This window comes from Veillonella sp. oral taxon 158, assembly GCF_018376515.1.
GTDB classification, from domain to species: Bacteria; Bacillota; Negativicutes; order Veillonellales; family Veillonellaceae; genus Veillonella; species Veillonella rogosae.
In genome coordinates this window covers 17,174-39,422 of sequence record NZ_JAHABE010000002.1, presented here as the reverse complement: position 1 = coordinate 39,422, position 22,249 = coordinate 17,174, and the positions used below count along the sequence as shown (strand labels likewise).

Annotated in this window: 24 protein-coding genes and 1 riboswitch; of the genes, 20 read left to right on the top strand and 4 right to left on the bottom strand. The window is 37.4% G+C overall.

All coding sequences use genetic code 11. The features are described 5' to 3' along the window. The first annotated feature begins 272 nt into the window (after positions 1 to 272). A riboswitch (cobalamin riboswitch) is annotated at positions 273 to 460 on the top strand. A 161-nt stretch (positions 461 to 621) separates the two neighbouring features. The 6 genes from nikB to KH364_RS01365 all read left to right on the top strand — a co-directional run bounded on the left by nikB (position 622) and on the right by KH364_RS01365 (position 7,687). Then, on the top strand, positions 622 to 1,560 hold the full coding sequence (nikB, locus tag KH364_RS01390) for a nickel ABC transporter permease (protein ID WP_105081627.1): 939 nt from the start codon (positions 622 to 624) through the stop codon (positions 1,558 to 1,560). Continuing rightward, positions 1,560 to 2,381, top strand: a complete 822-nt coding sequence (gene nikC, locus KH364_RS01385) for a nickel transporter permease (RefSeq protein WP_054748248.1) — start codon at positions 1,560 to 1,562, stop codon at positions 2,379 to 2,381. The genes nikB and nikC overlap by 1 nt, the downstream gene beginning before the upstream one ends. 160 nt (positions 2,382 to 2,541) lie before the next feature. After that, positions 2,542 to 4,110 carry an ABC transporter substrate-binding protein gene (locus KH364_RS01380; protein ID WP_265137819.1) on the top strand — a complete coding sequence of 523 codons (1,569 nt, stop codon included), beginning with the start codon at positions 2,542 to 2,544 and terminating at the stop codon, positions 4,108 to 4,110. A gap of 12 nt (positions 4,111 to 4,122) precedes the next feature. After that, positions 4,123 to 4,920 carry an ABC transporter ATP-binding protein gene (locus KH364_RS01375; protein ID WP_265137818.1) on the top strand — a complete coding sequence of 266 codons (798 nt, stop codon included), beginning with the start codon at positions 4,123 to 4,125 and terminating at the stop codon, positions 4,918 to 4,920. After that, a complete protein-coding gene (locus KH364_RS01370) occupies positions 4,913 to 5,728 on the top strand; it encodes a dipeptide/oligopeptide/nickel ABC transporter ATP-binding protein (protein WP_265137817.1) in 816 nt (271 codons plus the stop codon). Before KH364_RS01375 ends, KH364_RS01370 begins: the two co-directional genes overlap by 8 nt. A gap of 405 nt (positions 5,729 to 6,133) precedes the next feature. Then, positions 6,134 to 7,687, top strand: a complete 1,554-nt coding sequence (locus KH364_RS01365) for an ABC transporter substrate-binding protein (protein ID WP_273298100.1) — start codon at positions 6,134 to 6,136, stop codon at positions 7,685 to 7,687. A gap of 42 nt (positions 7,688 to 7,729) precedes the next feature. Here KH364_RS01365 and KH364_RS01360 read toward each other — a convergent pair whose 3' ends face one another. Then, the gene (locus tag KH364_RS01360; RefSeq protein WP_273298099.1) at positions 7,730 to 8,665 is read right to left on the bottom strand and encodes a DUF3829 domain-containing protein; all 936 of its coding nucleotides are present in this window, start codon (positions 8,663 to 8,665) and stop codon (positions 7,730 to 7,732) included. 275 nt (positions 8,666 to 8,940) lie between these two features. On the opposite strand from KH364_RS01360, the gene KH364_RS01355 reads away from it, so the two are divergent. The 8 genes from KH364_RS01355 to KH364_RS01320 all read left to right on the top strand — a co-directional run bounded on the left by KH364_RS01355 (position 8,941) and on the right by KH364_RS01320 (position 14,058). Next, a complete protein-coding gene (locus KH364_RS01355) occupies positions 8,941 to 10,326 on the top strand; it encodes a Sau3AI family type II restriction endonuclease (protein ID WP_273298097.1) in 1,386 nt (461 codons plus the stop codon). A gap of 7 nt (positions 10,327 to 10,333) precedes the next feature. Next, the gene (locus KH364_RS01350) at positions 10,334 to 11,164 is read left to right on the top strand and encodes a hypothetical protein (protein ID WP_273298096.1); all 831 of its coding nucleotides are present in this window, start codon (positions 10,334 to 10,336) and stop codon (positions 11,162 to 11,164) included. An 81-nt stretch (positions 11,165 to 11,245) separates the two neighbouring features. Continuing rightward, positions 11,246 to 12,538, top strand: a complete 1,293-nt coding sequence (gene dcm, locus KH364_RS01345) for a DNA (cytosine-5-)-methyltransferase (protein WP_273298094.1) — start codon at positions 11,246 to 11,248, stop codon at positions 12,536 to 12,538. 128 nt (positions 12,539 to 12,666) lie between these two features. After that, the gene (locus KH364_RS01340) at positions 12,667 to 12,870 is read left to right on the top strand and encodes a hypothetical protein (RefSeq protein WP_273298093.1); all 204 of its coding nucleotides are present in this window, start codon (positions 12,667 to 12,669) and stop codon (positions 12,868 to 12,870) included. A 96-nt stretch (positions 12,871 to 12,966) separates the two neighbouring features. Beyond that, positions 12,967 to 13,182, top strand: coding sequence for a hypothetical protein (locus KH364_RS01335; RefSeq protein WP_005385393.1), 216 nt, complete (start codon positions 12,967 to 12,969; stop codon positions 13,180 to 13,182). A 50-nt stretch (positions 13,183 to 13,232) separates the two neighbouring features. Beyond that, on the top strand, positions 13,233 to 13,448 hold the full coding sequence (locus KH364_RS01330; RefSeq protein WP_273298092.1) for a hypothetical protein: 216 nt from the start codon (positions 13,233 to 13,235) through the stop codon (positions 13,446 to 13,448). Positions 13,449 to 13,499: 51 nt separating this feature from the next. Further along, a complete protein-coding gene (locus KH364_RS01325; protein WP_273298091.1) occupies positions 13,500 to 13,709 on the top strand; it encodes a hypothetical protein in 210 nt (69 codons plus the stop codon). 1 nt (position 13,710) lies between these two features. Next, positions 13,711 to 14,058 carry a zeta toxin family protein gene (locus tag KH364_RS01320; RefSeq protein ID WP_273298090.1) on the top strand — a complete coding sequence of 116 codons (348 nt, stop codon included), beginning with the start codon at positions 13,711 to 13,713 and terminating at the stop codon, positions 14,056 to 14,058. Here the strand turns inward: KH364_RS01320 and KH364_RS01315 are convergent. Next, the gene (locus KH364_RS01315; protein WP_273298089.1) at positions 14,033 to 14,374 is read right to left on the bottom strand and encodes a hypothetical protein; all 342 of its coding nucleotides are present in this window, start codon (positions 14,372 to 14,374) and stop codon (positions 14,033 to 14,035) included. The two genes, KH364_RS01320 and KH364_RS01315, sit on opposite strands and share 26 nt — an antisense overlap. 201 nt (positions 14,375 to 14,575) lie before the next feature. Between KH364_RS01315 and KH364_RS01310 the strand changes: the two genes are divergently transcribed. The 6 genes from KH364_RS01310 (at position 14,576) to KH364_RS01285 (ending at position 18,968) form a co-directional block, all read left to right on the top strand. Beyond that, positions 14,576 to 14,968: a hypothetical protein gene (locus KH364_RS01310; protein WP_273298088.1), complete on the top strand. Its 393-nt coding sequence runs from the start codon at positions 14,576 to 14,578 to the stop codon at positions 14,966 to 14,968. A 313-nt stretch (positions 14,969 to 15,281) separates the two neighbouring features. Continuing rightward, positions 15,282 to 16,100 carry a sulfurtransferase gene (locus KH364_RS01305; RefSeq protein WP_273298086.1) on the top strand — a complete coding sequence of 273 codons (819 nt, stop codon included), beginning with the start codon at positions 15,282 to 15,284 and terminating at the stop codon, positions 16,098 to 16,100. 13 nt (positions 16,101 to 16,113) lie between these two features. Then, positions 16,114 to 16,338 carry a hypothetical protein gene (locus KH364_RS01300; protein ID WP_105098065.1) on the top strand — a complete coding sequence of 75 codons (225 nt, stop codon included), beginning with the start codon at positions 16,114 to 16,116 and terminating at the stop codon, positions 16,336 to 16,338. A gap of 139 nt (positions 16,339 to 16,477) precedes the next feature. Beyond that, positions 16,478 to 17,233, top strand: coding sequence for an exodeoxyribonuclease III (locus KH364_RS01295; RefSeq protein WP_009352464.1), 756 nt, complete (start codon positions 16,478 to 16,480; stop codon positions 17,231 to 17,233). A 68-nt stretch (positions 17,234 to 17,301) separates the two neighbouring features. Next, positions 17,302 to 17,991, top strand: a complete 690-nt coding sequence (queC, locus tag KH364_RS01290; protein ID WP_273298085.1) for a 7-cyano-7-deazaguanine synthase QueC — start codon at positions 17,302 to 17,304, stop codon at positions 17,989 to 17,991. A gap of 485 nt (positions 17,992 to 18,476) precedes the next feature. Then, a complete protein-coding gene (locus KH364_RS01285) occupies positions 18,477 to 18,968 on the top strand; it encodes a QueT transporter family protein (RefSeq protein ID WP_273298084.1) in 492 nt (163 codons plus the stop codon). 97 nt (positions 18,969 to 19,065) lie between these two features. Here KH364_RS01285 and KH364_RS01280 read toward each other — a convergent pair whose 3' ends face one another. Both KH364_RS01280 and KH364_RS01275 read right to left on the bottom strand, forming a co-directional pair. Then, on the bottom strand, positions 19,066 to 20,322 hold the full coding sequence (locus KH364_RS01280; RefSeq protein WP_009352522.1) for a Glu/Leu/Phe/Val dehydrogenase: 1,257 nt from the start codon (positions 20,320 to 20,322) through the stop codon (positions 19,066 to 19,068). 399 nt (positions 20,323 to 20,721) lie between these two features. Then, positions 20,722 to 22,161, bottom strand: coding sequence for an alanine/glycine:cation symporter family protein (locus tag KH364_RS01275; RefSeq protein WP_273298083.1), 1,440 nt, complete (start codon positions 22,159 to 22,161; stop codon positions 20,722 to 20,724). Between the last annotated feature and the right edge of the window lie 88 nt (positions 22,162 to 22,249).

Sequence of the window (22,249 nt, the reverse complement as noted above, 5' to 3'; positions counted from 1 at the left end):
TTAAAAGTTTTTTCGGTATGTATAAAAAAAATTCATGAGAAAATTACCATTATAATAATAATTAATATATATACAGTTGCATACAGTTAATACGGTAAAAAGTCACATATATAAAGTGATTTGTATAGGTTTATACATAAATAGAGACTTAATCAGTAATCGATAATTTTTATTAGTATAAAAATTATATTGAAAATCTACGATGTACATATACCCATAAGGGGTATGCGTATTGTAAATAGGATATTAATATAGTATATTTATAATCGATAAAAATGAATGAACTAATGAGTGTCGGTATTTACCGAGCGTAAAAGAGGAAAATGGGTGTAAATCTCATACTATGCAAATAGCTGTAATGAGGAGCAAGGTTTCATTATAGGGTCACTGGGAAACTGGGAAGGCCGAAATGTTGCGATGAATCTGAGTCAGAAAGCCTGCTCTAAATGCATGGTAGCATATACTGTGCTTAATTTAGGTTAGTCAGGCGACTAACCTTTTTGAGTTTCTCAGGTGACTTATTTTCCTTTGTTTTGGCGTATTACTGCTGCGTTAAGCAGAGGGTAACATTAGTTGTTCGTTTGATTTGTTGTTAGTGTTTAGAGAGTTTAGGAGGCGCCTATGGGCAAACGCTTTGTCAAACAGTTGGGGCAATTTATTGTAACCTTGTTTGGCATCACATTTTTAACATTTTGTCTCACCTATTTAGCACCAGGCGATCCAGTAACGATGCTACTAGAAACGGCAGACACTATCGTGTCTCAGGAGCTCATCGATGAGACTCGGGCTCAGCTTGGGTTAGATAAACCGTTTATAGTGCAATATGCAAACTGGGTTGTGAATGCTGCACAAGGTGATTTAGGGATGAGTTACTCTGCTAAAAAGCCAGTAGTAGATCGTATGTTGGAGGCTTTACCAGGGACAGTAATGTTAGCAGGTACTGCTTTAGTATTTACTCTGCTTTATGCATTGCCAGCAGGGATTATAAGCGCCTTAAATCGTAATAAATGGGTAGACTATGTGTTGAGATCTTTATCCTTTGTAGGCGTATCTATGCCATCATTTTGGTTAGGTCTTGTACTTATTTATATCTTCGGTCTTAAACTAGGTCTTGTACCAATTGCTACATCTCGTATAACGCCAATAGGTGTAATTTTGCCAGCTGCTACATTAGCTGTCGTAATTGGTTCTAAGTATATGCGCCAAGTTCGTCTTGTTATCCTTGAAGAAATGGAAAAGGATTACGTTATCGGTGCTCGTGCTCGTGGTGTCAGTGAGATGAAGATTTTATTTGGTCATATTTTGCCAAATGCCGTCTTGCCGCTCATCACTATTCTTGGTGTTGTCATGGGCTGGCTATTAGGTGGTGTAGCAGTTGTAGAAATGGTATTCTCTTGGCCTGGCCTAGGGAACATGGCAGTTTACGCTATTACCATGCGCGACTATCCATTGATTGAAGGCTTTGTATTGTGGGTTGCCTTAGCCTATATGTGTATCAATGCATTAATTGATGCGTCATATGTACTATTAGACCCTAGATTGAAACGGGAGAGAGCATAATGGCAGAATTCATTCAAAAACATAAACTGTTCTCTTTCTATAGCACCTTAATGCTTCTTGTGGTACTCATTGCTATCTTTGCGCCTTGGCTTGCACCTGGCGATGCTTTTTCCTCAAATCTGAGTCAAGCATTACAAGCGCCAAGTAGTCAACATTGGTTTGGTACAGATAAACTAGGCCGTGATGTATTGTCTCGCATCATTTATGGTACTCAATTATCCTTGTTCATGGGTGTTACCATTGTTGTCATTATGGTTAGCGTAGGCACTATCATTGGTGCAGCAGCAGGCTATTTTGGCGGTAAAGTTGAAATGGTACTCATGCGTATCACTGACATTATGCTATCCTTCCCTGGTATCGTATTGGCAATTGCCATAGCGGGTATTTTGGGTGGTAGTATCGTGAATACGATTTTAGCCTTATCTGTTGTTGGTTGGGCAAAATATGCTCGTATTGTACGTTCTATGACGCTTAAGGTGCGTGGTGAGGAGTATGTAACGGCAGCTGTCATGATGGGTGCTAATACATCTACAATTCTTAGACGTCATATTATTCCTAATATCATGCCTCTCGTTATTACCACAGGGGCTTTAGATATTGGGGCCATCATGATTGAAGTAGCAGGTCTATCCTTCCTAGGTTTTGGTGCTCAGCCGCCAACACCAGAATGGGGCCTTATGCTCAATGAAGGTCGTCAGTACTTGCAGACGAGTCCTTGGCTCATGGCATTCCCTGGTATATCTATCCTTATCGTAGTAGCAATCTTTAACCTTTGGTCTGACTCTTTACGTGACGTAGTGGATCCGAAGAACCAAGGGTAATCTATGAGATGTATTCATTTTCTAGAACTGTCTTTTATGAAAGTGTCTAGGTGGATAGATTATAATGTATGTTTTTTCCATCACTGATTATGTAGGATTGTCATAGTCATGATGTTAAATGTTTTTATGTTTTGTATGTAGTGGTACAAGGAGATTTTACATGAAAAAATCTTGGAAAAAAGCCCTCTTAGCAGGTCTTAGCATTGTAATGATGGGTTCCTTCATCGCAGGTTGTGGCTCCGATAACAACGGCTCTGCAAATAAAGACGTATTGAAAGTAGGCGTAACTAACTTCGCTTCTACTTTAGAACCTACGGAAAACTTCTTCGCTTGGGTTGTAATGCGCTATGGTGTAGGCGAAACATTGGCTAAATTCGACGAGCAAATGAAACCGCAACCTTGGATCGCATCTAAATGGGAAGTATCCCCAGACCATAAAACGTGGACTTTCACAATTAACGATAAAGTAACATTCTCTAATGGTAAAAAAGTTGATGCAGCTGCTGTAAAAGCATCTATTGAACGTGCATTTGAAAAGTCTAACCGTGCGAAAACATTCTTCGAATATGACTCCATTGAAGCTAATGGTCAACAATTAGTTATTCATACAACAAAAGAATATCCTAATATGCCAGGTCTTTTGGCGGATCCACTGTTCCTCATCGTTGACGTACAATCTGAAAAAGATGGTCGTAACTTCGCTAAAGAAGGCCCTATCGGTACAGGCCCATATGTAGTTAAATCCTTCACTAAAGAACGCGCTGAAATGGCAGCGAACGAAAAATACTGGGATGGTGCAGTACCATTCAAAACTGTTGAGATTCCTTCCATCGATGATCCTAATACGCGTGCATTGAGCTTGCAATCTGGCGACGTAGATATGGCCGTTAACATCGGTCCTGGTGAAATTGGTTTATTCCAAGGCAACAATAAATTTAAAGTAGATGAAATTGCATCTCTTCGTGTAGTGTTGGCTCGTATTAACCAAAAAGGTATTCTTGGTGACGACAAGGTTCGCGCTGCTGTTATTTCTGCAGCAGACCGTAAGAGCTATGCCGATGTATTGTTAAAAGGTACATTTATTCCTGGTTCTGCTCCAATTCCGCCATCCATGGACTACGGTTTCAAGGACTTGAAAGATCCTAATGCGTATAATCCTGAACGCTCTAAACAATTGTTAGCTGAAGATGGTTGGAAAGATACTGATGGTGACGGCATCCTAGATAAAGATGGTAAACCATTAACATTTGACTTCGTAGTATATAACTCTCGTGCAGAATTGCCACTTTATGCAGAAGCAGTACAAGCTGACCTCAAAAAAGTGGGCATCGACATGAAAATCAAAACAGTTGACTATAACTTGATTGATAAAATGGGTCAAGATGGCGACTATGATATGCTTATCTCCAACATCGTAACTGCTAATACAGGCGATCCAATCTGGTTCTTAGCTAACTACTGGCATACTAATGTGGATGGTTCCAACCCTCAAAACGGTTCTGGTTACTCCAACCCACAAGTTGACCAATTACTCGACGCAGCTGAAACTGAATTCGATCCTGCAAAACGTCGTGAATATGCAATTCAAATTCAACAAATATTGATGAATGATGGTGCTGCATTGTTCTTAGGTTACCCTAAAACTAATATCGTTACTGGTTCTTACTTGAAAGGTGCAGTAATGTACCCAAGTGACTACTACTGGATTACTAACAAAATTACAAAATAGTAAGGAGCTATAATGGCAGAAAACATACTAACTGTAGAAAACCTTAACATCGCGTACCAAGGTGTGCCTGCTGTTATGGATGTGAATTTTACCTTGGAACGCGGCAAGGTGTTAACCATCGTAGGAGAGTCTGGATCCGGTAAAACTACCGTGATCCGGGCCCTCATGGGTTTACTACCTGTAGGTGGTGAAGTTACAGAGGGTTCCATGATTTTTAATGGTCATGACCTTCGCAACTTGTCTAAATCTGAATGGAGATCTTTGCGCGGCAAAGATATGGCCATGATTTTCCAAGATAGTGGTAGTGCATTAGATCCAATCGTACGTATCGGTAAGCAGTTCAGAGAATTATTTAAGTCTCATATTGAAATCTCTAATGAAGAATGTGATCGTCGTGCTATTGAATTGCTAGAATCTGTATCTCTACCAAATGGGGCTGACATGCTTCGTCGTTACCCTCATGAGTTATCTGGTGGTCAACGCCAACGCGTAGGTATTGCTATGGCTTTGGCATTAGATCCAGTTTTACTAATTGGTGATGAACCAACTTCTGCGTTAGACGTTACGACACAATCGCAAGTGGTAATGCAAATGCTTGAATTATCTAAACAGCATAATTCTGCTATTGTTATGGTAACTCATAACCTTGGTGTAGCAGCCTATATGTCTGACTATATCGTCGTTATGAAAAAAGGCCGTGTAGTCGATGCGGGTACACCACAAGATATTTTGGAAAATCCATCTAATGAATATACGAAACAATTAAAAAATGCGGTACCAACATTGGGAGGAGGTCGTTACATTGACTAACTACGCTGTAGAATTAAAAAATGTATATAAACGATTCCCGCTTCCTACTGGTGGTGAGCTCGAAGCATGTAAGGATATCAATATTACCTTAGAAAAAGGTCAGTCCCTTGGGATTGTAGGGGAATCTGGCTCTGGTAAAACAACATTGGTTCGTATGATCATGAAGATGCTGCCTATTACGGAAGGCGAGATTTACGTAGATGGCGTAGAGATTCAGCATATGAACTCTGAGCAAACAAAAGAATACCGCAAGAAAATTCAAATGGTATTCCAAGATCCATCGGCAGCGTTTAATCCGCGTATGAAGGTAAAGGATATCATCCTTGAGCCACTATACAACTTTGGCCTTCTAGAAAAAGGAAAAGAAGAGCAAATTGCTGGTGATTATCTTGAAATGGTAGATTTACCTCGCGAGTTTATGCATCGCTACCCTCATGAAATGTCTGGTGGTCAACGTCAACGTGTGGCCATTGCCCGTGCTATCGTGTTAGAGCCTGAAATTCTCGTATTAGACGAGGCTACTAGTGCTCTAGACGTATCCGTACAAGACTCCATTGCCCATTTATTAGCGCGTTTACAAAAAAAGAAAAATTTAACATACCTATTTATTGCTCATGATATTGCTTTCATTCGTACCATGTGCCATAAGGTGGTCGTAATGTACAAAGGTGCTATCGTTGAAGAGCTAGATGCACTCCACTTAGCTGATGCGAAGCATCCTTATACAAAGGTTCTATTGAGCTCCATCTTTGAAATTGGCCAAGATCATAAGCCACTTACACTGGAAGAGGCTGCATTAGAAGCATAGTATAAGAAATACATTTAAGCGTATATAGATTTTAAAAATTAAAATTTGAGTGTATAGATTTAAAATATAGAATTTTAAATCCTGTAGGTACATTACAATAGCAGTTAGCTTGTAAGCTAACTGCTATTTTTTATGAAATATAGATATAAGCGTTCTAAAATAGATATATCGAAATCTTTCGTAAATATTTATTGTATTAACACCGAATATATAGTATAGTTGACTATATGAAATATACCCCTATGGGTATAACAAAATATGCTCATATGAAGTGATATACATAGATTCTCTCTATATTAACTGTTGTAAAATTGAGTTAGGATTACTAGGTTATGTTAACGCACAACATAGTGAGTGTCTGAGCATACATAATAGTTAATGAATGTAGAAAGGTTAGGTGTGTAAATGAAAGGTTTACGCAAGGCTTTATTAATTGGTATGACCTTAGGTATGACTGTGCTAGGCACTGTTGGTTGTATGAATCAAAACGCTGCTCCGTCTAATGATGTATTAAAGGTAGGGGCCATTAGCTTTGCAGGTACATTAGAACCAACAGAAAACTATTTTAGCTGGGCTGTTGTACGATATGGTGTAGGGGAAACACTAATAAAATTTGATGATCACATGAATGCTAAACCCTGGTTAGCATCCTCTTGGAAACAAAGTGATGATAAGCTGACTTGGACTTTCACCATCAACGATAAAGTAAAATTCTCAAATGGTAAAAGTTTGACAGCAGAGGCTGTAAAAGCATCTCTAGAAAGAACCTTTGCGAAGAGTAAACGAGCAAAAACGTTCTTTAACTATACAGAAATCACCGCTAAGGGGCAGGAGCTTACGATTAAGACTGAAAAGGAATACTATAACTTGCCAAACTTGCTTGGAGATCCATTGTTCCTAATTATGGATGTCACCGCAGAGGCTGATGGTCGTGATATTGCTAAGGAAGGTCCTATCGGTACGGGTCCATATGTAGTATCCTCTTTCACAAAAGAGCGTGCAGAACTCAAACGTAACGATAATTACTGGGATGGTAAGGTAGGCTTTGCTAAGGTTGAAATTCCATCTATTAACGATGCCAACACACGTGCCTTGGCATTACAAGCGGGCGATGTAGATATGGCCGTTAGCATTGGTCCTGGCGAATATGGTATATTCCAAAATGATAAGAACTTTACTATCTATGAAGTAGCTTCCTTGCGTGACGTATTTGTTCGTATGGGGCAAAAAGGTAAGCTTCAAAATTCTGATTTGCGTGCGGCCCTTATTGCTGCAGCCGACCGTGAGTCTTATGCGAAGAATCTCATGAAGGACACATTTGTAGCAGGTAAGGCTCCATTGCCACCATCCATTGATTATGGCTTTGACCAATTGCGCGATCCTAATAAATACAATGTAGAACGTGCTAAAGAATTACTTAAACGTGCAGGCTATGAAGATACGAATGGCGACGGCATTGTAGATAAAGATGGTGAAAACCTAGTACTCGATTTCTATGCTTATACATCTCGTCCTGAATTGCCATTATATGCAGAAGCATTACAAGCAGACTACAAAAAAATCGGTGTAGATTTACAAATTAAAATCGTTGACTATGCTGTGATTGACACCTTATCTCAATCTGGGGATTATGACATGATTATCTCTAGTGTAGTAACTGCTAATACAGGTGAACCAGTATGGTTCTTGAAACAATATTGGGGTACAGGCGTTGAAACTAATGGCTCAGGCTTCTCCGATCCACGTTTTGATGAATTGTTAGCCCTTGGTGAAAGCGCTAACGATCCTGTGGCACGCCGTAATGCTGTTATCAACGCACAACAACTCATGCTAGATAACGCTGTAGCATTATTCTTAGGCTATCCTAAAGTCAATATCGTAGGTAATAAGAAGATTGATGGTATTAAGATGACACCGTCTGAATACTACATCATTACAAAAGACCTTAAACTTAAATAGACAAAATAGAAGAGGACCATTTGGTCCTCTTTTTGTATATCTTTATTTTTTATTTTTCTCTGTTACATCTAAGTCTGCCATATTTACAGAATTAGCCTTATTAATCATCTTATTATACTTAATAAATAATTGCGTATAGGCTTCGCCATAAGATGAGTTAATAATAATATAGTTGCGGGCTTCTGCAACAAACTCTTTTACAGCATCTTGATACTCTCTCACAGCATTTTGTGTTTCTGAAGTAGTACCAGGTTGTAATTTGTTAATACGTTGTGAAATTTGCTGTAAGTTAGCTTCAACCTTTTGCGTATCCGTATTTCCATCTGGATCAATAAGGTCGATAGTTTGTGCTGTCATGAGGTTTAATTCAATAAAATTAACCGCATTTTCGCGTTTTTCGCCTTGATACTCGTTCATACGCTCAGTGTAGAGTTCATTGTTACGATTATCTAAAGCTAAATCTAATGCATTATACGTAGCATAGAATTGTTCAGCTAATGGTACATATTGTGCAGCTAGTTCATCGCTGCCTTTAAAATTATCTTTTTCAAATCGACGTTCTACATAGTAAGCTTGCAACTGATCTGCAATCGGAATAATTTGATCAAGTACGGCGAGTACGTCATTTGTTGCTTGATTTACGTCTTCATATGGAGTAGAACTATCTTGTTTTGCTGCTTCTAAAGCGGTTTTGAGCTCCTTATATTTAGGCAAGGTAATCGTCGTGTTATGGGAACTATTACGCAACTCTTCAAGAGTTGGTTGTAATTGGTTAGCATAAGCTACGCTGTACGAGTTATATGTGTCTAATGCAACAATATAAGGACGAATTGCGTTGATCTTATCGTCAACCGTTGATCGATATAAAATTGTCGTTGTATTGGATGACAGAAGTGTATACACTCCATAAATCCCACCACCGATAATAGCCGCACCGAGTACGATGGCCGCTATTAACTTGATGTACCCCTTTTTCAACTGCGTACGCTCCTTGCAAACACACTAACTCTTTTGGATCCATTTGGGCGCACTACGCCCCTAAGAGTAATTAGTTACATTATATCACAACTCTAAGCGACAAAAAAGACGTATACCAGTAATAATCATAAGGGATTGATGAAATTATTCGATGTGAACATATATTAATATTTATATATTGCGATTTATAGATAAAAATACTGGTGAAAGTTGAATTAGTATATTCTTTTACACCTTTGATATAATTTATATATATACGATGGGAGGCGGTTCTAATGAATTTAGATAAGGTGTATAACTCTATTGAAGATGTATTAGATGTAGCGCAATCTGCCGAAGGGAAAACGGTAGGCGAATTCGATATAAATAATCGATTAGAAAGTAAAGGGAATAAGGGTGGTATAGGTCAGATTTTAGAAGAAGGTCTTTTTAAAATTGCGGTGAATAGTCGTGCCGAAGCCGACTTCGTGAATTTGGGATTAGAACTAAAGGTGACGGCTATTAAGGAGAATAAAAAGAAAGAGTTCTCAGCCAAAGAACGGTTAGTTCTTAACATAATCAATTACGAAGAAGATTATAAGGCTTCTTTTGATAATTCTGCTTTTTGGCAGAAAAATAAGAATCTATTAATTGTATTCTACTTATATAAGGATGACTTAGATAAAAAGGAGTTTCCAATAGTTAAATCTGTTTTACACGAATTTGATCCTGCAGATTTGGAAATCATAAAACAAGACTGGCAAACTATTATAAATAAAATTAAGCAAGGGGAAGCCCATAATATTTCTGAAAGTGACACGATGTATCTAGCTGCATGTACTAAGGGTGTTAATGCTAATTCAGTGAGAAAACAACCTTTTTCAGCTATACCTGCCAAACAACGTGCCTTTTCTCTTAAAAGTTCTTATATGACTGCGTTTGCTCGACGAGTTATTGAAAGGCAGTCAATTCCATCACTCTTTAATATTGATGAACTTAAGAGTAAGACTACATTACAGCTATTACAAGAACGCTTTGCTCCATATATTGGTAAGAGAGTGTCTGAGCTTGCTAGACTTATGGATATTTCCATTACCAAAAATAAAGCCTTTAATGCGAATCTTATAAGTGCTATATTAGGCGTAAAAGGAACTAAGTTAGAATCCCTTAGAGAGTTTAATAAAGCAAATATTAAATTTAAAACTATAAGACTTGAGCCCAATGGAAATCCTCGTGAACATATGTCCTTTGAACAAATTGATTTTAATCGTTGGATTAGAGATGACTGGGAAGAGTCTCAAATTTATGAGAATTTTGAGTACACAAAATATCTATTTGTGGTATTTCAATACGATGAAACAGAGACACAAAATAAAGATAGAGAGCCTTACTTAAAAGGTATTATGCTTTGGAATATGCCAGAAGTTGTCATTGAACATGAATTAAAAGACCTTTGGAAAACTACAAAAGCAATTTTAGAAACTGGCGTTGAACTTAAGCCTGTATGTAATGGTATATCTAATAATTTGCCAGGTGCTAAATTTAATGGTGTTTGCCATATACGTCCTAAAGGGAGAGATGGAAACGATAAGGTTATGCTACCAGACGGTCAAGAGATAACAAAACAATGTTATTGGTTAAATAGAGAGTATATAGCGGAAATAGTAAAAGATTTAAAATGAGGGTGTTATGGCAGAGAAAAAATCTACCTTTAAAGGCGATTTAAAAAGTGAAAGAGCAGTAAATGAATTTTTACAAAAGTATTTATATAGTTATTTAGTTGATGATGGGATAATTGATTCTTTTAATTCTAATACTACTATGGATCAACAACACAAAGGTATTGATACAATTATGTATATAATTAATGATGAGACTGAAGAAGAAGCAAGATGTATTAATATTGATGAAAAGGCAGCTATACACTATGCTAGAAACAATTTGGGGGCTGAGCCTTTATCAACGTTTGCTTTTGAAGTTTCTTATTTAAAAGATGGAGAACTAAAGCGAGGCTGGCTTACAAATGAAAAGTATAAGGAGACACATGCTTATTTTCTTTGCTGGCTTTGGATTAAACCTGATGCTAATAAATATAATTTAGTCTGTGAGGATATTCTAAAAATCGAAGTATTGTCAATTCCTAAAGTAAAGACAAGAGATAAACTTATAATGCGTGCTATGGGCAGTAAAGAGGTTAAAACATTTGAGTCTAAAGCGGATATATTACGTAAAAAAATGAAAGAGCGTGGAGTATATCGTTTAGAATTGGAACATCAATTGGATTCTTTAATTAATGCTTTAGACGATAGACCTGACTATAATAAGGCACATTTACAATTTGATACTGATTTATTGGTTGCAAGAAAATATCCTCAGTGGGTTTTAACCTTACCTGAGAAGCTCTATGAACAGCCTTTAAATATAGTTATTAAACGTGAAGATTTAATCAACTTGGCTAACAGTTATTGGATTGTTACTCCTGAAGGTGTAGAGGTAAAAAAATCTGTATCTAAAAAATAATGTCTAAATTTGATCTTGATCTTTTTTAGTATTTCTGCTATAATAAGGATCTATGAAGTTGATAAATTAAGGGGTAAAGTAATGAAAATATTCTCCATGTTTGATGGTGTAGGTGGGTTTATAGTAGGGTTAGAGAATTCGTCTAAAGAAGTTTTCCAAACGCTATATTCTAACCAGTATGAGCCATCTCGTAAGACTCAAGATGCTTATGAAGTAGGTTTGTATAGATTTCCTGATATGGAACATATTCCAACCGATGTAGCTTTAATTCCAAATGAAAAGTTTGAGGAAATGAAAGCTAATGGCGTAGATATGATTGTTGGAGGCTTTCCTTGCCAAGACTATTCTGTTGCACGTAGCAAAAAGAATGAGCTTGGTATTGAAGGGAAAAAAGGCGTTCTTTTCTGGGAAATTATCCGTGCTACTGAGGTAATTAGACCTAAGTATTTGGTTTTAGAAAATGTTGACCGTTTATTGAAGGCTCCTTCCAACCAACGTGGTCGTGACTTTGCGATTATGTTGGCTGCTTTTAATCAATTAGGTTATTCTGTGGAGTGGCGTGTTATCAATGCTGCTGACTATGGTCGTGCACAACGGAGACGTCGTGTGTTCTTCTTTGTATTTAGAAATGATACAAAGTGGGGAAAACGACTACATACTAAATACGAAGCCACATTACCTACTGATGTCGATTTAGATACTCGTTTAGCTTGTTATACACCTTATATCTTTCAAGATGGGCTTTTTGCTCGTCAATTCCCTGTTAAAGGTGAAGCAGTTAAGAAACGTATTAATGCAAATAAGCTTGATGATGATATAGCTGAAGTTTCTGCAAACTTTTCAGATGGTAAAATGTGGAACTCTGGACTCATGACAAACGGGTACTATTATACGATTGAAACTGAACCTAAAGGTGATGAAGAACCAATACCAATGAAAGAGATTGTGGTTTCACCTGATCAAGTGCCAGAAGAGTATTATATTGATGGTGAAAAATTAGAGAAGTTTAAATATCTTCGGGGGCCTAAGAAAATTACACGGACTGCAGCTAATGGACATACTTATACTTTCTCTGAAGGTGGTATGAGTGAATATGACTCTCTTGATCTGCCAGGGCGTACAATGCTTACTTCTGAAGGTAGTGTAAATCGCTCTACACATCTTTTGAAAATTAATGGTAAATATCGTCTCATTACTCCAATTGAAGCTGAGCGCTTGCAAGACTTTCCTGATGATTGGACACGCTATAAACGCAATGTGAAAGGTGAAGTAGTAGAGGTTTCTGATCGTATGCGTATGTTCTTTATGGGGAATGCATTGGTAACCGGTATCGTAAAACGTATTGGTGATGAACTACAAAAAATTGATAAGTAAAAACTTATAAGTATATATGAAAGGGGCTGTTTTATTACAGCCCCTTCTATTTTATGTAAAATAATATTTTTATATAAAACTATACTATATAATATAGTTATAGAAATAATGTATATAGGAGGAAGAATATGGCTACTTTAATGCAAAAAGATGTTTTATTAGAAGGTGTATTTCAAGCTTTAGGATATGTTATTAATAAAAATCCTAATAGTAAAGATAGAGAAGTTTTATTAGATTTGAAAGAAAAAATATATTGCTCTGCTCCAGAAGAATTGGACTTTAATGAGATGAGTCAATATATTAAACGAGTTATTGAAACATATAAAGGCTAAAATAATGATTGATGGTAATGTTGAGAAACAATTAAAACAATTCGTATGTTGTTACGTGATTACATGGATAAAATGAATAAATAGGAGTAATTGATTATGGCTACATTTATGGAAAAAGATGTTTTAATTGAGTGTATTTCAACTGCACTAGGATTAACTGCGTATAATAATAATTTAGATCATCCTGCAAGAATAGAGTTACTAGAATTAAGAAATAAATTATATGGTATGGAGCCAGAAGAAATAAACTATAAAGAAGAATTGTCATTTATTAAAGATAAAAAAGCTATATTAGAAAGTATTAGTAACTAATATAACTTTTGTGGATAATATTTGCTTCGTTAGTGAAAAGAGGTATTATTATGGCTACATTAGTAGAAAAAGAAGCTTTAATTGAAATTATCGGAAATGTTGTAGCTTCTGTTGCATATACAGTTGATGTCGATAATTCAGATCTTGTTTCGTTGCTTCGTTTACAAGATAAATTATATGGAATGAGTCCAGAAGAAGTAGATTACGAAAAAGAACTAGCATTTATTAAAGATAAAAAAGCTATATTAGAAAGTATTAGTAACTAATATAACTTTTGTGGATAATATTTGTTTTTGTTAGTGAAAAGAGGTATTATTATGGCTACTTGGATGGAGAAAGATGTATTAATTGAGTTTATTAGTCATGTAGTTGCTGTAACAGCTCGTGATGTTGATGTTGATAACCCAGATGTTATTGAATTATTAGAATTAAAACATAAATTGTATTGCATGGATCCAGAAGAAATTGATTACGAAAAAGAAGGCGAATTTATTAAGCAAAAACAAGCTATATTAGAAGGTATTTAAAATGGATGATAAATTAGCGGAAATAGAGAGATTAAAAAAATTTACAGAAGCTGATTCTGTTAGGATAACAGAAAAAATATGGAAGCATATATTATCTACTAACAAGAATTTAACACCAGTAACAAATCCAGAAGGAATTATTACTGGTGGTACTCCTGGTGCTGGTAAATCTGTTTTTGTAAAGTTAGCCAATAAAAGATTAAATAATAATTTAATGACTATTGATGGTGATCAGTTTAGACGATACCATCCTAATTTTGTTAAATTGCAAAAGTTAGTTGGGCCAGATATAGCTTTTGTTACAGGCCCTTTGTTGAGCTACTTCAATTTTCCTTATAAATTAAAATAGATTTATCGTAATATTTTTTCTTTAGGTAGTTATGATTATCAGATTTTAGAATATCCATATCTGTGATTTGACAAGGTAGTTGAAGCTTATGTTCAAAATCATCAATCATATCATACCAGTCTAACATATCTAACTCTTCAGTTTTATCAGAGTCTTCTACCATAAATTCTATATCAATATCGATAATTGTTGTGTTAGAGGAATAATAACCAAATAAATAAGCTGATTTAAAACCATATTTTTTGAATAGTGGCGTAGTAATATTTTGAATTTCTTCTAATGTTATTTCTTTTTTGCTAGTATTAAATTTGACCATGCTAATCGCCTCCTAATATAAAAACCAATCAGAATATTGTACTACGATTAGTGTTAATTGGGAATAGGCATTGAGATTATTTTATATATTGCCTTATAACTATAATAGAATTAAAAACTATTGTGACTCTCATTAATATCTCATTAAGGATTAGTAGGATCAGTCCGATTACAATAATTTGAGATTAAATAGGAGAGCCTTATGAGTGAGAATGTGTTTGAATGTCCATATTGTCAATCGGAAAATATTCAAAGCTATAATATTGCTTACGCAAGTGGATTTTCTAATGTAAGTGGGGTTACTACTGGTGTAGGTGTTGGTATGAGTGGCCGAGTAGGTGTTGGTGTTGGGAATACCGTAGGCACTCAACAAACAGTACTTTCTATGATGGCGACCCCTCCAAAGAAAAAATCTACAACAAGTCTTTTTATAATGGGGACCTTGGGAATTTATTTTGGTCTTGGACTTGTGCTTTTGGTCTCAGGTTTAAGTAAGAGTAATTGGTCTCTACTTCTTTATATTGGGGCGTATGCTATTTTAATATATGCTATACATCGTCGTACTGTTTGGAATAGAACGGTTTATCCACAATAGCGAAGAGATTGGGAACGTACTTATATTTGCTTGCGTTGTGGTAATAAATTCCGATTAGATTATTAAGTTAAAATAACAAACGACAAGTACAATACAGACGTTGTTGTGAAATGTAACCTAGATAAAATAAAAAAGAGTATATGGGAAAAAGAGCTATATGGCTGATATATGCCATATAGTTCTTTTTATATGTATATCTTTTAGCAATTGTAACTTTCACTATACCAAAATAAATTGTATATCCTCTTGTACTCGTATATAATAATATTATCAGATTTGTATTTTTCGATATAATTATATGAAAGGAGTACCTATGTCAAATTTTATCACTCCTAATGAATTGTTAGCTTGTCTCGATGAGGTCATTATTTTAGATGCTCGAGGCTATCAAGATTATAAAAAAGGCCATATTAAAGGTTCTTACGCGGTGGATTTAAACAAGGATTTAACAGGTCCTTTGGGCGAGCATGGTGGTCGTCATCCATTGCCAGATATGGAGCGTTTGGCTCATACATTTGAGTCTTACGGGATCACTCGTGATTCCAAGGTTGTTGTGTATGACTCTTGGCTCTTCTTGGCGGGACGCCTTTGGTGGATGTTGCGTTACATGGGCTTAACGGATGTGCGCGTATTGTCTGGTGGTGTTGAACGTTGGGTTAAGGAAGGTCATGGTCTAACTAAAGAACCAACTCCGTTACCAGATGAACCGTCTGTTTTTAACTATGAATTGCAAACGCATATGGTTATGAGTCGTGATGAGGTACTTAAGGCTAGTGAAAGTGGTGACCATGTTATCATTGATGCTCGTGCGCCTTTCCGTTACGATGGATCACAAGTAGATACGATGGATGGTATGACAGGACATATTCCTGGTGCTGTTAATCATTTCTATGAAAGTGGCTATACAATCGATGGGCCGAAGTCTGTAAAAGACTTAGAGGCTGAGTATTACAATGAAATTTATCAAAATAGACCTGTTGTAACCTATTGCGGTTCTGGTGTTACAGCTTGTAATGCATTGTTAACTATGAGCGAAGTTGGCTTGGAATCAGCATTATATGTTGGTAGTTCTAGTGATTGGGTAACGTATGATGGGTTCCCACTTAATACAGGTGTAGAAACATTAAACTAACATAGGAGGTCAAATGAATCTTTTAAAGCAATTGTTAACGGTTGTTGCCTTTGCCTATATGTGTTATCACATTTATAACTTTGGCCCAGGTATGTTTAATGTTACTGTGTTAGTAGTTCTTATTTTGTCTACAGTGGCTAATTATTTCCGTGAGAAACGTGAAAGCGACCTTAAGGCTAACGAAAATGCGCGCAAGGCTCGCGCTGAAGCTAGACATGCAAAAAAACATAAAAAGTAGTAATATGGCTAAAATATAATTTTTAGATTAGCTTATATTAAGCAAAAACTTTGCTTATATTTTATGTGAAAGAGACTTTCACCAAGTTAAATACGGTAATAACATTAGATTGATGCGAAGTATCGCAAAGGAGTAAAAATTGAAATTAATTTCTTGGAATGTAAACGGCCTACGCGCCGCTGTCACAAAGGGGTTTATGGAATCCTTTAATGAATTAGATGCAGATATTTTCTGTTTGCAAGAAACGAAATTGCAACCAGAACAAATTTCTTTGGAATTGCCAGGCTATGAGCAATATTGGAATAGCGCTGTGAAAAAAGGCTACAGTGGTACCGCTGTATTTACGCGTATTAAACCGTTGTCCGTAACTAATGGTATTGGCATTGAAGAACACGATCAAGAGGGCCGTGTTATTACTGCTGAATATGATAATTTCTATTTAGTATGCTGCTATACACCGAATAGCCAGCGTGAATTGGCTCGTCTTGAGTACCGAATGGCTTGGGAAGATGCATTCCGCAACTATTTGCTTGAATTAGATAAGAAAAAACCAGTCATTCTCTGTGGTGACCTCAATGTAGCGCATCAAGAAATCGACCTTAAAAATCCTAAGACAAACCGTAAAAATGCGGGCTTCTCCGATGAAGAGCGTGCAAAAATGACAGAACTGTTAGGTGCTGGTTTCACAGATACATTCCGTCACCTCTATCCAGATGCAATTGAGCAATATAGTTGGTGGTCCTACATGGGCAAAGCTCGTGAGCGGAATACAGGATGGAGAATTGACTACTTCATCACCTCTAAACGTCTTGACGACAAAATTCAAGAAGCTAAAATTCACCAACAAATCTTTGGCTCTGATCACTGCCCAGTAGAATTAGATATCGATTTATAATATATTGAAAGTATAATCTACAGCCTCATCTTAGGATGGGGCTGTTGTAATAGGTGAAAGGAGACCTTATGGCTCAAAAACAAAAGGCTATCGTTCTATTTAGCGGCGGTGTAGATAGTACTACATGTTTAGCGCTAGCTATTGAAAGATTTGGCAAAGACAATGTAGTACCTTTATCCATTCAATACGGTCAAAAGCATAGCAAAGAACTAGAAGCGGCCGTAGCTATTTTAGAACACTATGGTATTGAAGGTAAAACGATGGACGTTACCAAACTATTTGCTTTCAGTAACTGTTCACTATTAACACAATCTAGTGAAGAAATTCCTCAAGGTTCCTATAAAGAACAACAAGAGGCAGAAGGAGAAGGCACAGTTAGCACCTATGTGCCATTTAGAAATGGTCTATTCCTATCTGCGGCGGCTTCCTTAGCCTTATCTCTAGACTGCGGATATATCTACTACGGTGCCCATAGCGATGATGCGGCTGGTAATGCATATCCAGACTGTACAGAACACTTCTACAAATCCATGGGCGACGCCATCTTCGAAGGATCTGGTAAAGAATGCTCCCTAGAAGCACCATTTATCAATGCTAACAAAGCAGACATCGTAAAAGAAGGCCTACGCCTAGGCGTTCCGTACCACCTAACCTGGTCCTGCTACGAAGGCGGCGACAAACCATGCGGCCACTGCGGTACCTGCATCGACAGACAAGCCGCCTTCCAAGCCAACGGCGTCGAAGACCCAGCACTATAATAGAACTTCTCTACATCCACTAAAACTGGATTTTATTAGTAGCCGCCATTTAGGCGGCTACTTTGCATATAAACTAATAGATAAGATACTATTTTTGCCTTGAGGAGGACTTCTACGTCGCTAATATTAGTTTATTTGTTGATTAACTAAATTCGCAGTGGCAGGAGATACCTTTTCAAAGAGCGACTTTGGCAGGTCGAGGCCCTGGGCCGATGACCGTATAGCCAGTGGAGCGATGAGGAAAGGTATCTTCCGCCACCCCGTCCTTACCAACTTAACACTAATAGTAGATTTACATATAAGTCCGCCTACAACCAAATTGATTGCGAAAATATTAGATATATGCTAATATTAGTATTGCCTAAAGGCGACAACTAAATAAGACAGTTTGAAACCATCCTGTCTCTAAACAAAACTACGGAAATTCATAAGCATTTTAGCATGGTAGTTTTGCCATGCTTTTTTTATTTGAGGAGGTGAGTGTTATGATTACTACACGTAAATTGACTATTTCTGCCATGGTTGTGGCATTGTACATCGTTGTATTGTATGTAACGCAAAGCGTTTCCTTCGGGGCGTATCAAATTCGTATAGCAACATCATTATATGCACTTGCTTATGCCTTTCCGTTCTTGGTAATTCCAATGGGGATTGGCAACCTCATTTCTAACTTCCTGTTCGGGGGTCTTGGTATCCTCGATATGGTAGGCGGCTTTGGCGTTGGTATTTTAACAACAGGTATTATCGTAGGTATGCGTAAGCTTGGTCTCAGCGCTTGGTGGGCGATATTGCCGATTATCTTTGTACCTGCATTATGCGTACCGTTATGGCTCAGCCCGTTGCTTGGCCTTCCATACTGGCCATTAGTATTGAACCTTATCGTAGGTCAAACAATCCCAGCCGTTCTTGGCTCTATTTTAGTGAAAGCATTGATCAGCCGTCCTAGTGTGGCAGCTTTGGTAGGCGCTTTCAAGTAAAATAGGTAAATAAAAAGGTTTATAAACAAATAAAAAGGCGTAAGCTCAAATGAGCTTACGCCTTTTTTATGGCTAAATGTTATGGAGGTAGAAAGGATTAGCAGTTATAACCGCGCCATCTAGTTTCAACTACGAGGCGTTCAAGAGCAACCATGTACGCTGCTTGACGAGGTGGTACATTGTATTTATGTTGCATTTCCCAAACAGCTTCGAAGCTATTTTGCATGTTTTTAGTTAATCTTTCGTTAACTTCTTCTTCAGTCCAGTAGAAGCTTGCTTTGTTTTGTACCCATTCATAGTAGGATACAACTACGCCGCCGCCGTTAGCAAGAACGTCAGGGATGATGTCGATACCTTTTTCATAGAAGTATTTATCTGCATCATTAGTAGTAGGGCCATTAGCACCTTCCAAGATGATTTTAGCTTGGATGTTTTCCATGTTGTCTTTGTTTAATTGGTTTTCAAGAGCTGCCATGTACAATACATCAACTGGTTGAGCCAATAATTCTTGAGCGCCAATTGTAGTCATACCTGGTTCGCTGTAACCTTCAAGGGAACGACCATGGGAGTTAGCATATTCGTATGCTTTTTCCACATCAATACCGTTAGGGTTGTAGATGTTAACGCTTACGTCGCCGATAGCAACAACTTTAGCGCCTGCTTGAGCGATAAGACGAGCACCTACGGAACCTACGTTACCGAAGCCTTGAACTGCTACAGTAAGGTTTTTGATGTCTAAGTTTTTCTTAGCTAAGTAACTTTGTAATGCGATGAGACAGCCGCGACCAGTCGCTTCATTACGACCTAAGGAACCGCCTACTTCGATAGGTTTACCAGTAACGATACCAGGGCTCCATTCGCCTTTTAATGTGCTATATTCATCAGCAATCCAGCTCATGATTTGAGAGTTTGTATTTACGTCTGGAGCTGGAACGTCAGTATTAACGCCGATGATTGGCGCAATACGACGTACGAAGTTACGAGTTAAGCGTTCTAATTCGCGAGGGTTTAAAGTTTTAGGATCAACTTTGATACCGCCTTTACCACCACCGTAAGGGATGTTAGCAATCGCGTTTTTAATAGTCATCCAAGCTGCCAATGCACGAACTTCGTTTTCATCAGAATCTGGATGGAAGCGAAGACCACCTTTAGCACTGCCGCGTAATGTGGAGTGTTGGCAACGATAGCCTTCGTATACGCGAACTTCACCATTGTCTAGTTGAAGAGGTACTGCTACCTTTAATTCGCGTTCTGGATGACGTAATACTTCGTAATCGCTACGAGAATAGCCGAGTTTCTCAGCTGCTACGTCTAAAGTGTTTAGCATGTTTTCATATGGGTTGTAACCGCTCATAATTGCCTCCTGAATATCAGAGTAAATTTATTAATTGTGCTAAATTTTCACATACTTATGTATTCGACGTTGTATACATAATACCCTTTTCGTTTTTATAAATATATTCTATAGTTTTGAATCTTTAAAAGTAAGTAAAAATATAGATAAATACTGTGATTTTACTCACTGCTATTAAATGAGAAAAAATTGCTTTAGCCTTCTGCGGCTAGTGTATAAAATTGCTCAGTTGTTTCGATTTAATGTATAAATTTGCTTTAGTAGTTTTGGCATAGTGTATAAATTTCTTTTAGTTGACCGAGATTAGTATGTAAATTAAAAGCTTTCACAAAAAAATAAGAGCCCTTATTCGGAGGAATAAGGACCCTTATGTGTGTAATGATTTAATTAATCGATTGATTAATGTTTTTCAGCAGCAGTGCTGTCTGTAGTTTGGCCATCGCCCCACCATACTAAACCTTCTTGAGTAGGTAGTACTTTTTTGTTGAATACAGGGACTTTGATGCCACGGCGTTTTTGATCTACGTAGTCAGCAAGTGCAGCAACTGCTTGTTTGTTAAGCAATACGATAGCTGTTATGTTAGTAAGAATAAGGAAAGCCATGAATAAATCGGCAGCATTCCATACAAGTTCAAGGGATGCAACGGAACCAATGTAAGCCATTGCTACTACACCAATACGGAAGAGGTTAAGATAAATCTTTTTATCTGTAAGGTGAGTAATGTTGATCTCGCCATAGTAGTAGTTACCAACTAGGGAACTGAAGGAGAACATAACGATGAACAATGCCATTGCATATGGAGCCCATGGACCAAGCTCTTGAGCTAAGTTATATTGTACCAATGCAACGCCTGTAAGACCTGTAGTTGTGTAATCGCCAATAATAAGAACGATGAACGCGGATGCTGTACAGATGATGAATGTTGTTAAGTATACGCCGAACGCTTGGATTAAACCTTGTTCAACTGGGTGGTTTGCAGTAGCTGTAGCCGCCGCATTAGGAACGGAACCTTGACCAGCTTCGTTGGAGAATAGACCCCGTTTGATACCAGTCATCATAACGGTGCCAAAGAGACCGCCACCAGCTGCATCAAGTGTGAAAGCGTTAGAGAAGATAGAATAGAATACATGCGGCAATTGTGTAATGTTAGTAATCATAACGTATAATGCTGTGCCGATGTAAGCAAATGCCATTACTGGAACGAGAATTTCTGCAACTTTTGCAACTGCGCTTAAGCCACCGAATACGATAACTAAGATTAAAGCAGCTACTACACCGCCAGTAATATGAGCAGGTACATCAAGAGTTACCAAGGATGCTGCTAATGTATTAGCTTGTACGGAGTTGTAAATCCAACCAAAAGTAATTGTAATAAGTACGGCAAATAAAACGGAGAAACCAGGGCTGTTAAGACCTTGTTTGATGTAGTATGCAGGGCCGCCATAGAAACCACCATTAGCTAGAGGTTTTTTGTAGATTTGGGCCAATGTACATTCTACGAAGCCTGTGGAGGCGCCAAGAAGAGCGATAACCCACATCCAGAAGATAGCACCAGGGCCACCTATTACTACGGCAATCGCGATACCTGCGATGTTACCAACACCTACACGAGATGCAGTCGTTACGCAGAATGCTTGGAATGAAGAAATATGATTTTTTTCGGTTTTTTCACCTGCACTACTTGCAATGAGTCGAATCATTTCACCTAAGTATCGAATTTGTACGAATTTAGTTGTAAATGTGAAATAAAGACCTGCACCGATGAGGATGAAGATAATAAGATAATCCCACAAATATCCATTGATCATAGATATTGCAGCGTTTAACTGGGCTTGCATTGAGTATCAGTCCTTTCTCTAAATAAAGCCATATAAATCGCACGCCTTTAGAATAAATTATACAACGAATGTATGTAAAAAAGACATG

Coding starts and splice junctions, on each gene's coding strand:
- nikB (WP_105081627.1), top strand. CDS start 622: ATGGGCAAACGCTTTGTCAAACAGTTGGGGCAATTTATTGTAACCTTG.
- nikC (WP_054748248.1), top strand. CDS start 1,560: ATGGCAGAATTCATTCAAAAACATAAACTGTTCTCTTTCTATAGCACC.
- KH364_RS01380 (WP_265137819.1), top strand. CDS start 2,542: ATGAAAAAATCTTGGAAAAAAGCCCTCTTAGCAGGTCTTAGCATTGTA.
- KH364_RS01375 (WP_265137818.1), top strand. CDS start 4,123: ATGGCAGAAAACATACTAACTGTAGAAAACCTTAACATCGCGTACCAA.
- KH364_RS01365 (WP_273298100.1), top strand. CDS start 6,134: ATGAAAGGTTTACGCAAGGCTTTATTAATTGGTATGACCTTAGGTATG.
- KH364_RS01355 (WP_273298097.1), top strand. CDS start 8,941: ATGAATTTAGATAAGGTGTATAACTCTATTGAAGATGTATTAGATGTA.
- KH364_RS01350 (WP_273298096.1), top strand. CDS start 10,334: ATGGCAGAGAAAAAATCTACCTTTAAAGGCGATTTAAAAAGTGAAAGA.
- dcm (WP_273298094.1), top strand. CDS start 11,246: ATGAAAATATTCTCCATGTTTGATGGTGTAGGTGGGTTTATAGTAGGG.
- KH364_RS01340 (WP_273298093.1), top strand. CDS start 12,667: ATGGCTACTTTAATGCAAAAAGATGTTTTATTAGAAGGTGTATTTCAA.
- KH364_RS01335 (WP_005385393.1), top strand. CDS start 12,967: ATGGCTACATTTATGGAAAAAGATGTTTTAATTGAGTGTATTTCAACT.
- KH364_RS01330 (WP_273298092.1), top strand. CDS start 13,233: ATGGCTACATTAGTAGAAAAAGAAGCTTTAATTGAAATTATCGGAAAT.
- KH364_RS01325 (WP_273298091.1), top strand. CDS start 13,500: ATGGCTACTTGGATGGAGAAAGATGTATTAATTGAGTTTATTAGTCAT.
- KH364_RS01320 (WP_273298090.1), top strand. CDS start 13,711: ATGGATGATAAATTAGCGGAAATAGAGAGATTAAAAAAATTTACAGAA.
- KH364_RS01315 (WP_273298089.1), bottom strand. CDS start 14,374: ATGGTCAAATTTAATACTAGCAAAAAAGAAATAACATTAGAAGAAATT.
- KH364_RS01310 (WP_273298088.1), top strand. CDS start 14,576: ATGAGTGAGAATGTGTTTGAATGTCCATATTGTCAATCGGAAAATATT.
- KH364_RS01305 (WP_273298086.1), top strand. CDS start 15,282: ATGTCAAATTTTATCACTCCTAATGAATTGTTAGCTTGTCTCGATGAG.
- KH364_RS01300 (WP_105098065.1), top strand. CDS start 16,114: ATGAATCTTTTAAAGCAATTGTTAACGGTTGTTGCCTTTGCCTATATG.
- queC (WP_273298085.1), top strand. CDS start 17,302: ATGGCTCAAAAACAAAAGGCTATCGTTCTATTTAGCGGCGGTGTAGAT.
- KH364_RS01285 (WP_273298084.1), top strand. CDS start 18,477: ATGATTACTACACGTAAATTGACTATTTCTGCCATGGTTGTGGCATTG.
- KH364_RS01280 (WP_009352522.1), bottom strand. CDS start 20,322: ATGAGCGGTTACAACCCATATGAAAACATGCTAAACACTTTAGACGTA.
- KH364_RS01275 (WP_273298083.1), bottom strand. CDS start 22,161: ATGCAAGCCCAGTTAAACGCTGCAATATCTATGATCAATGGATATTTG.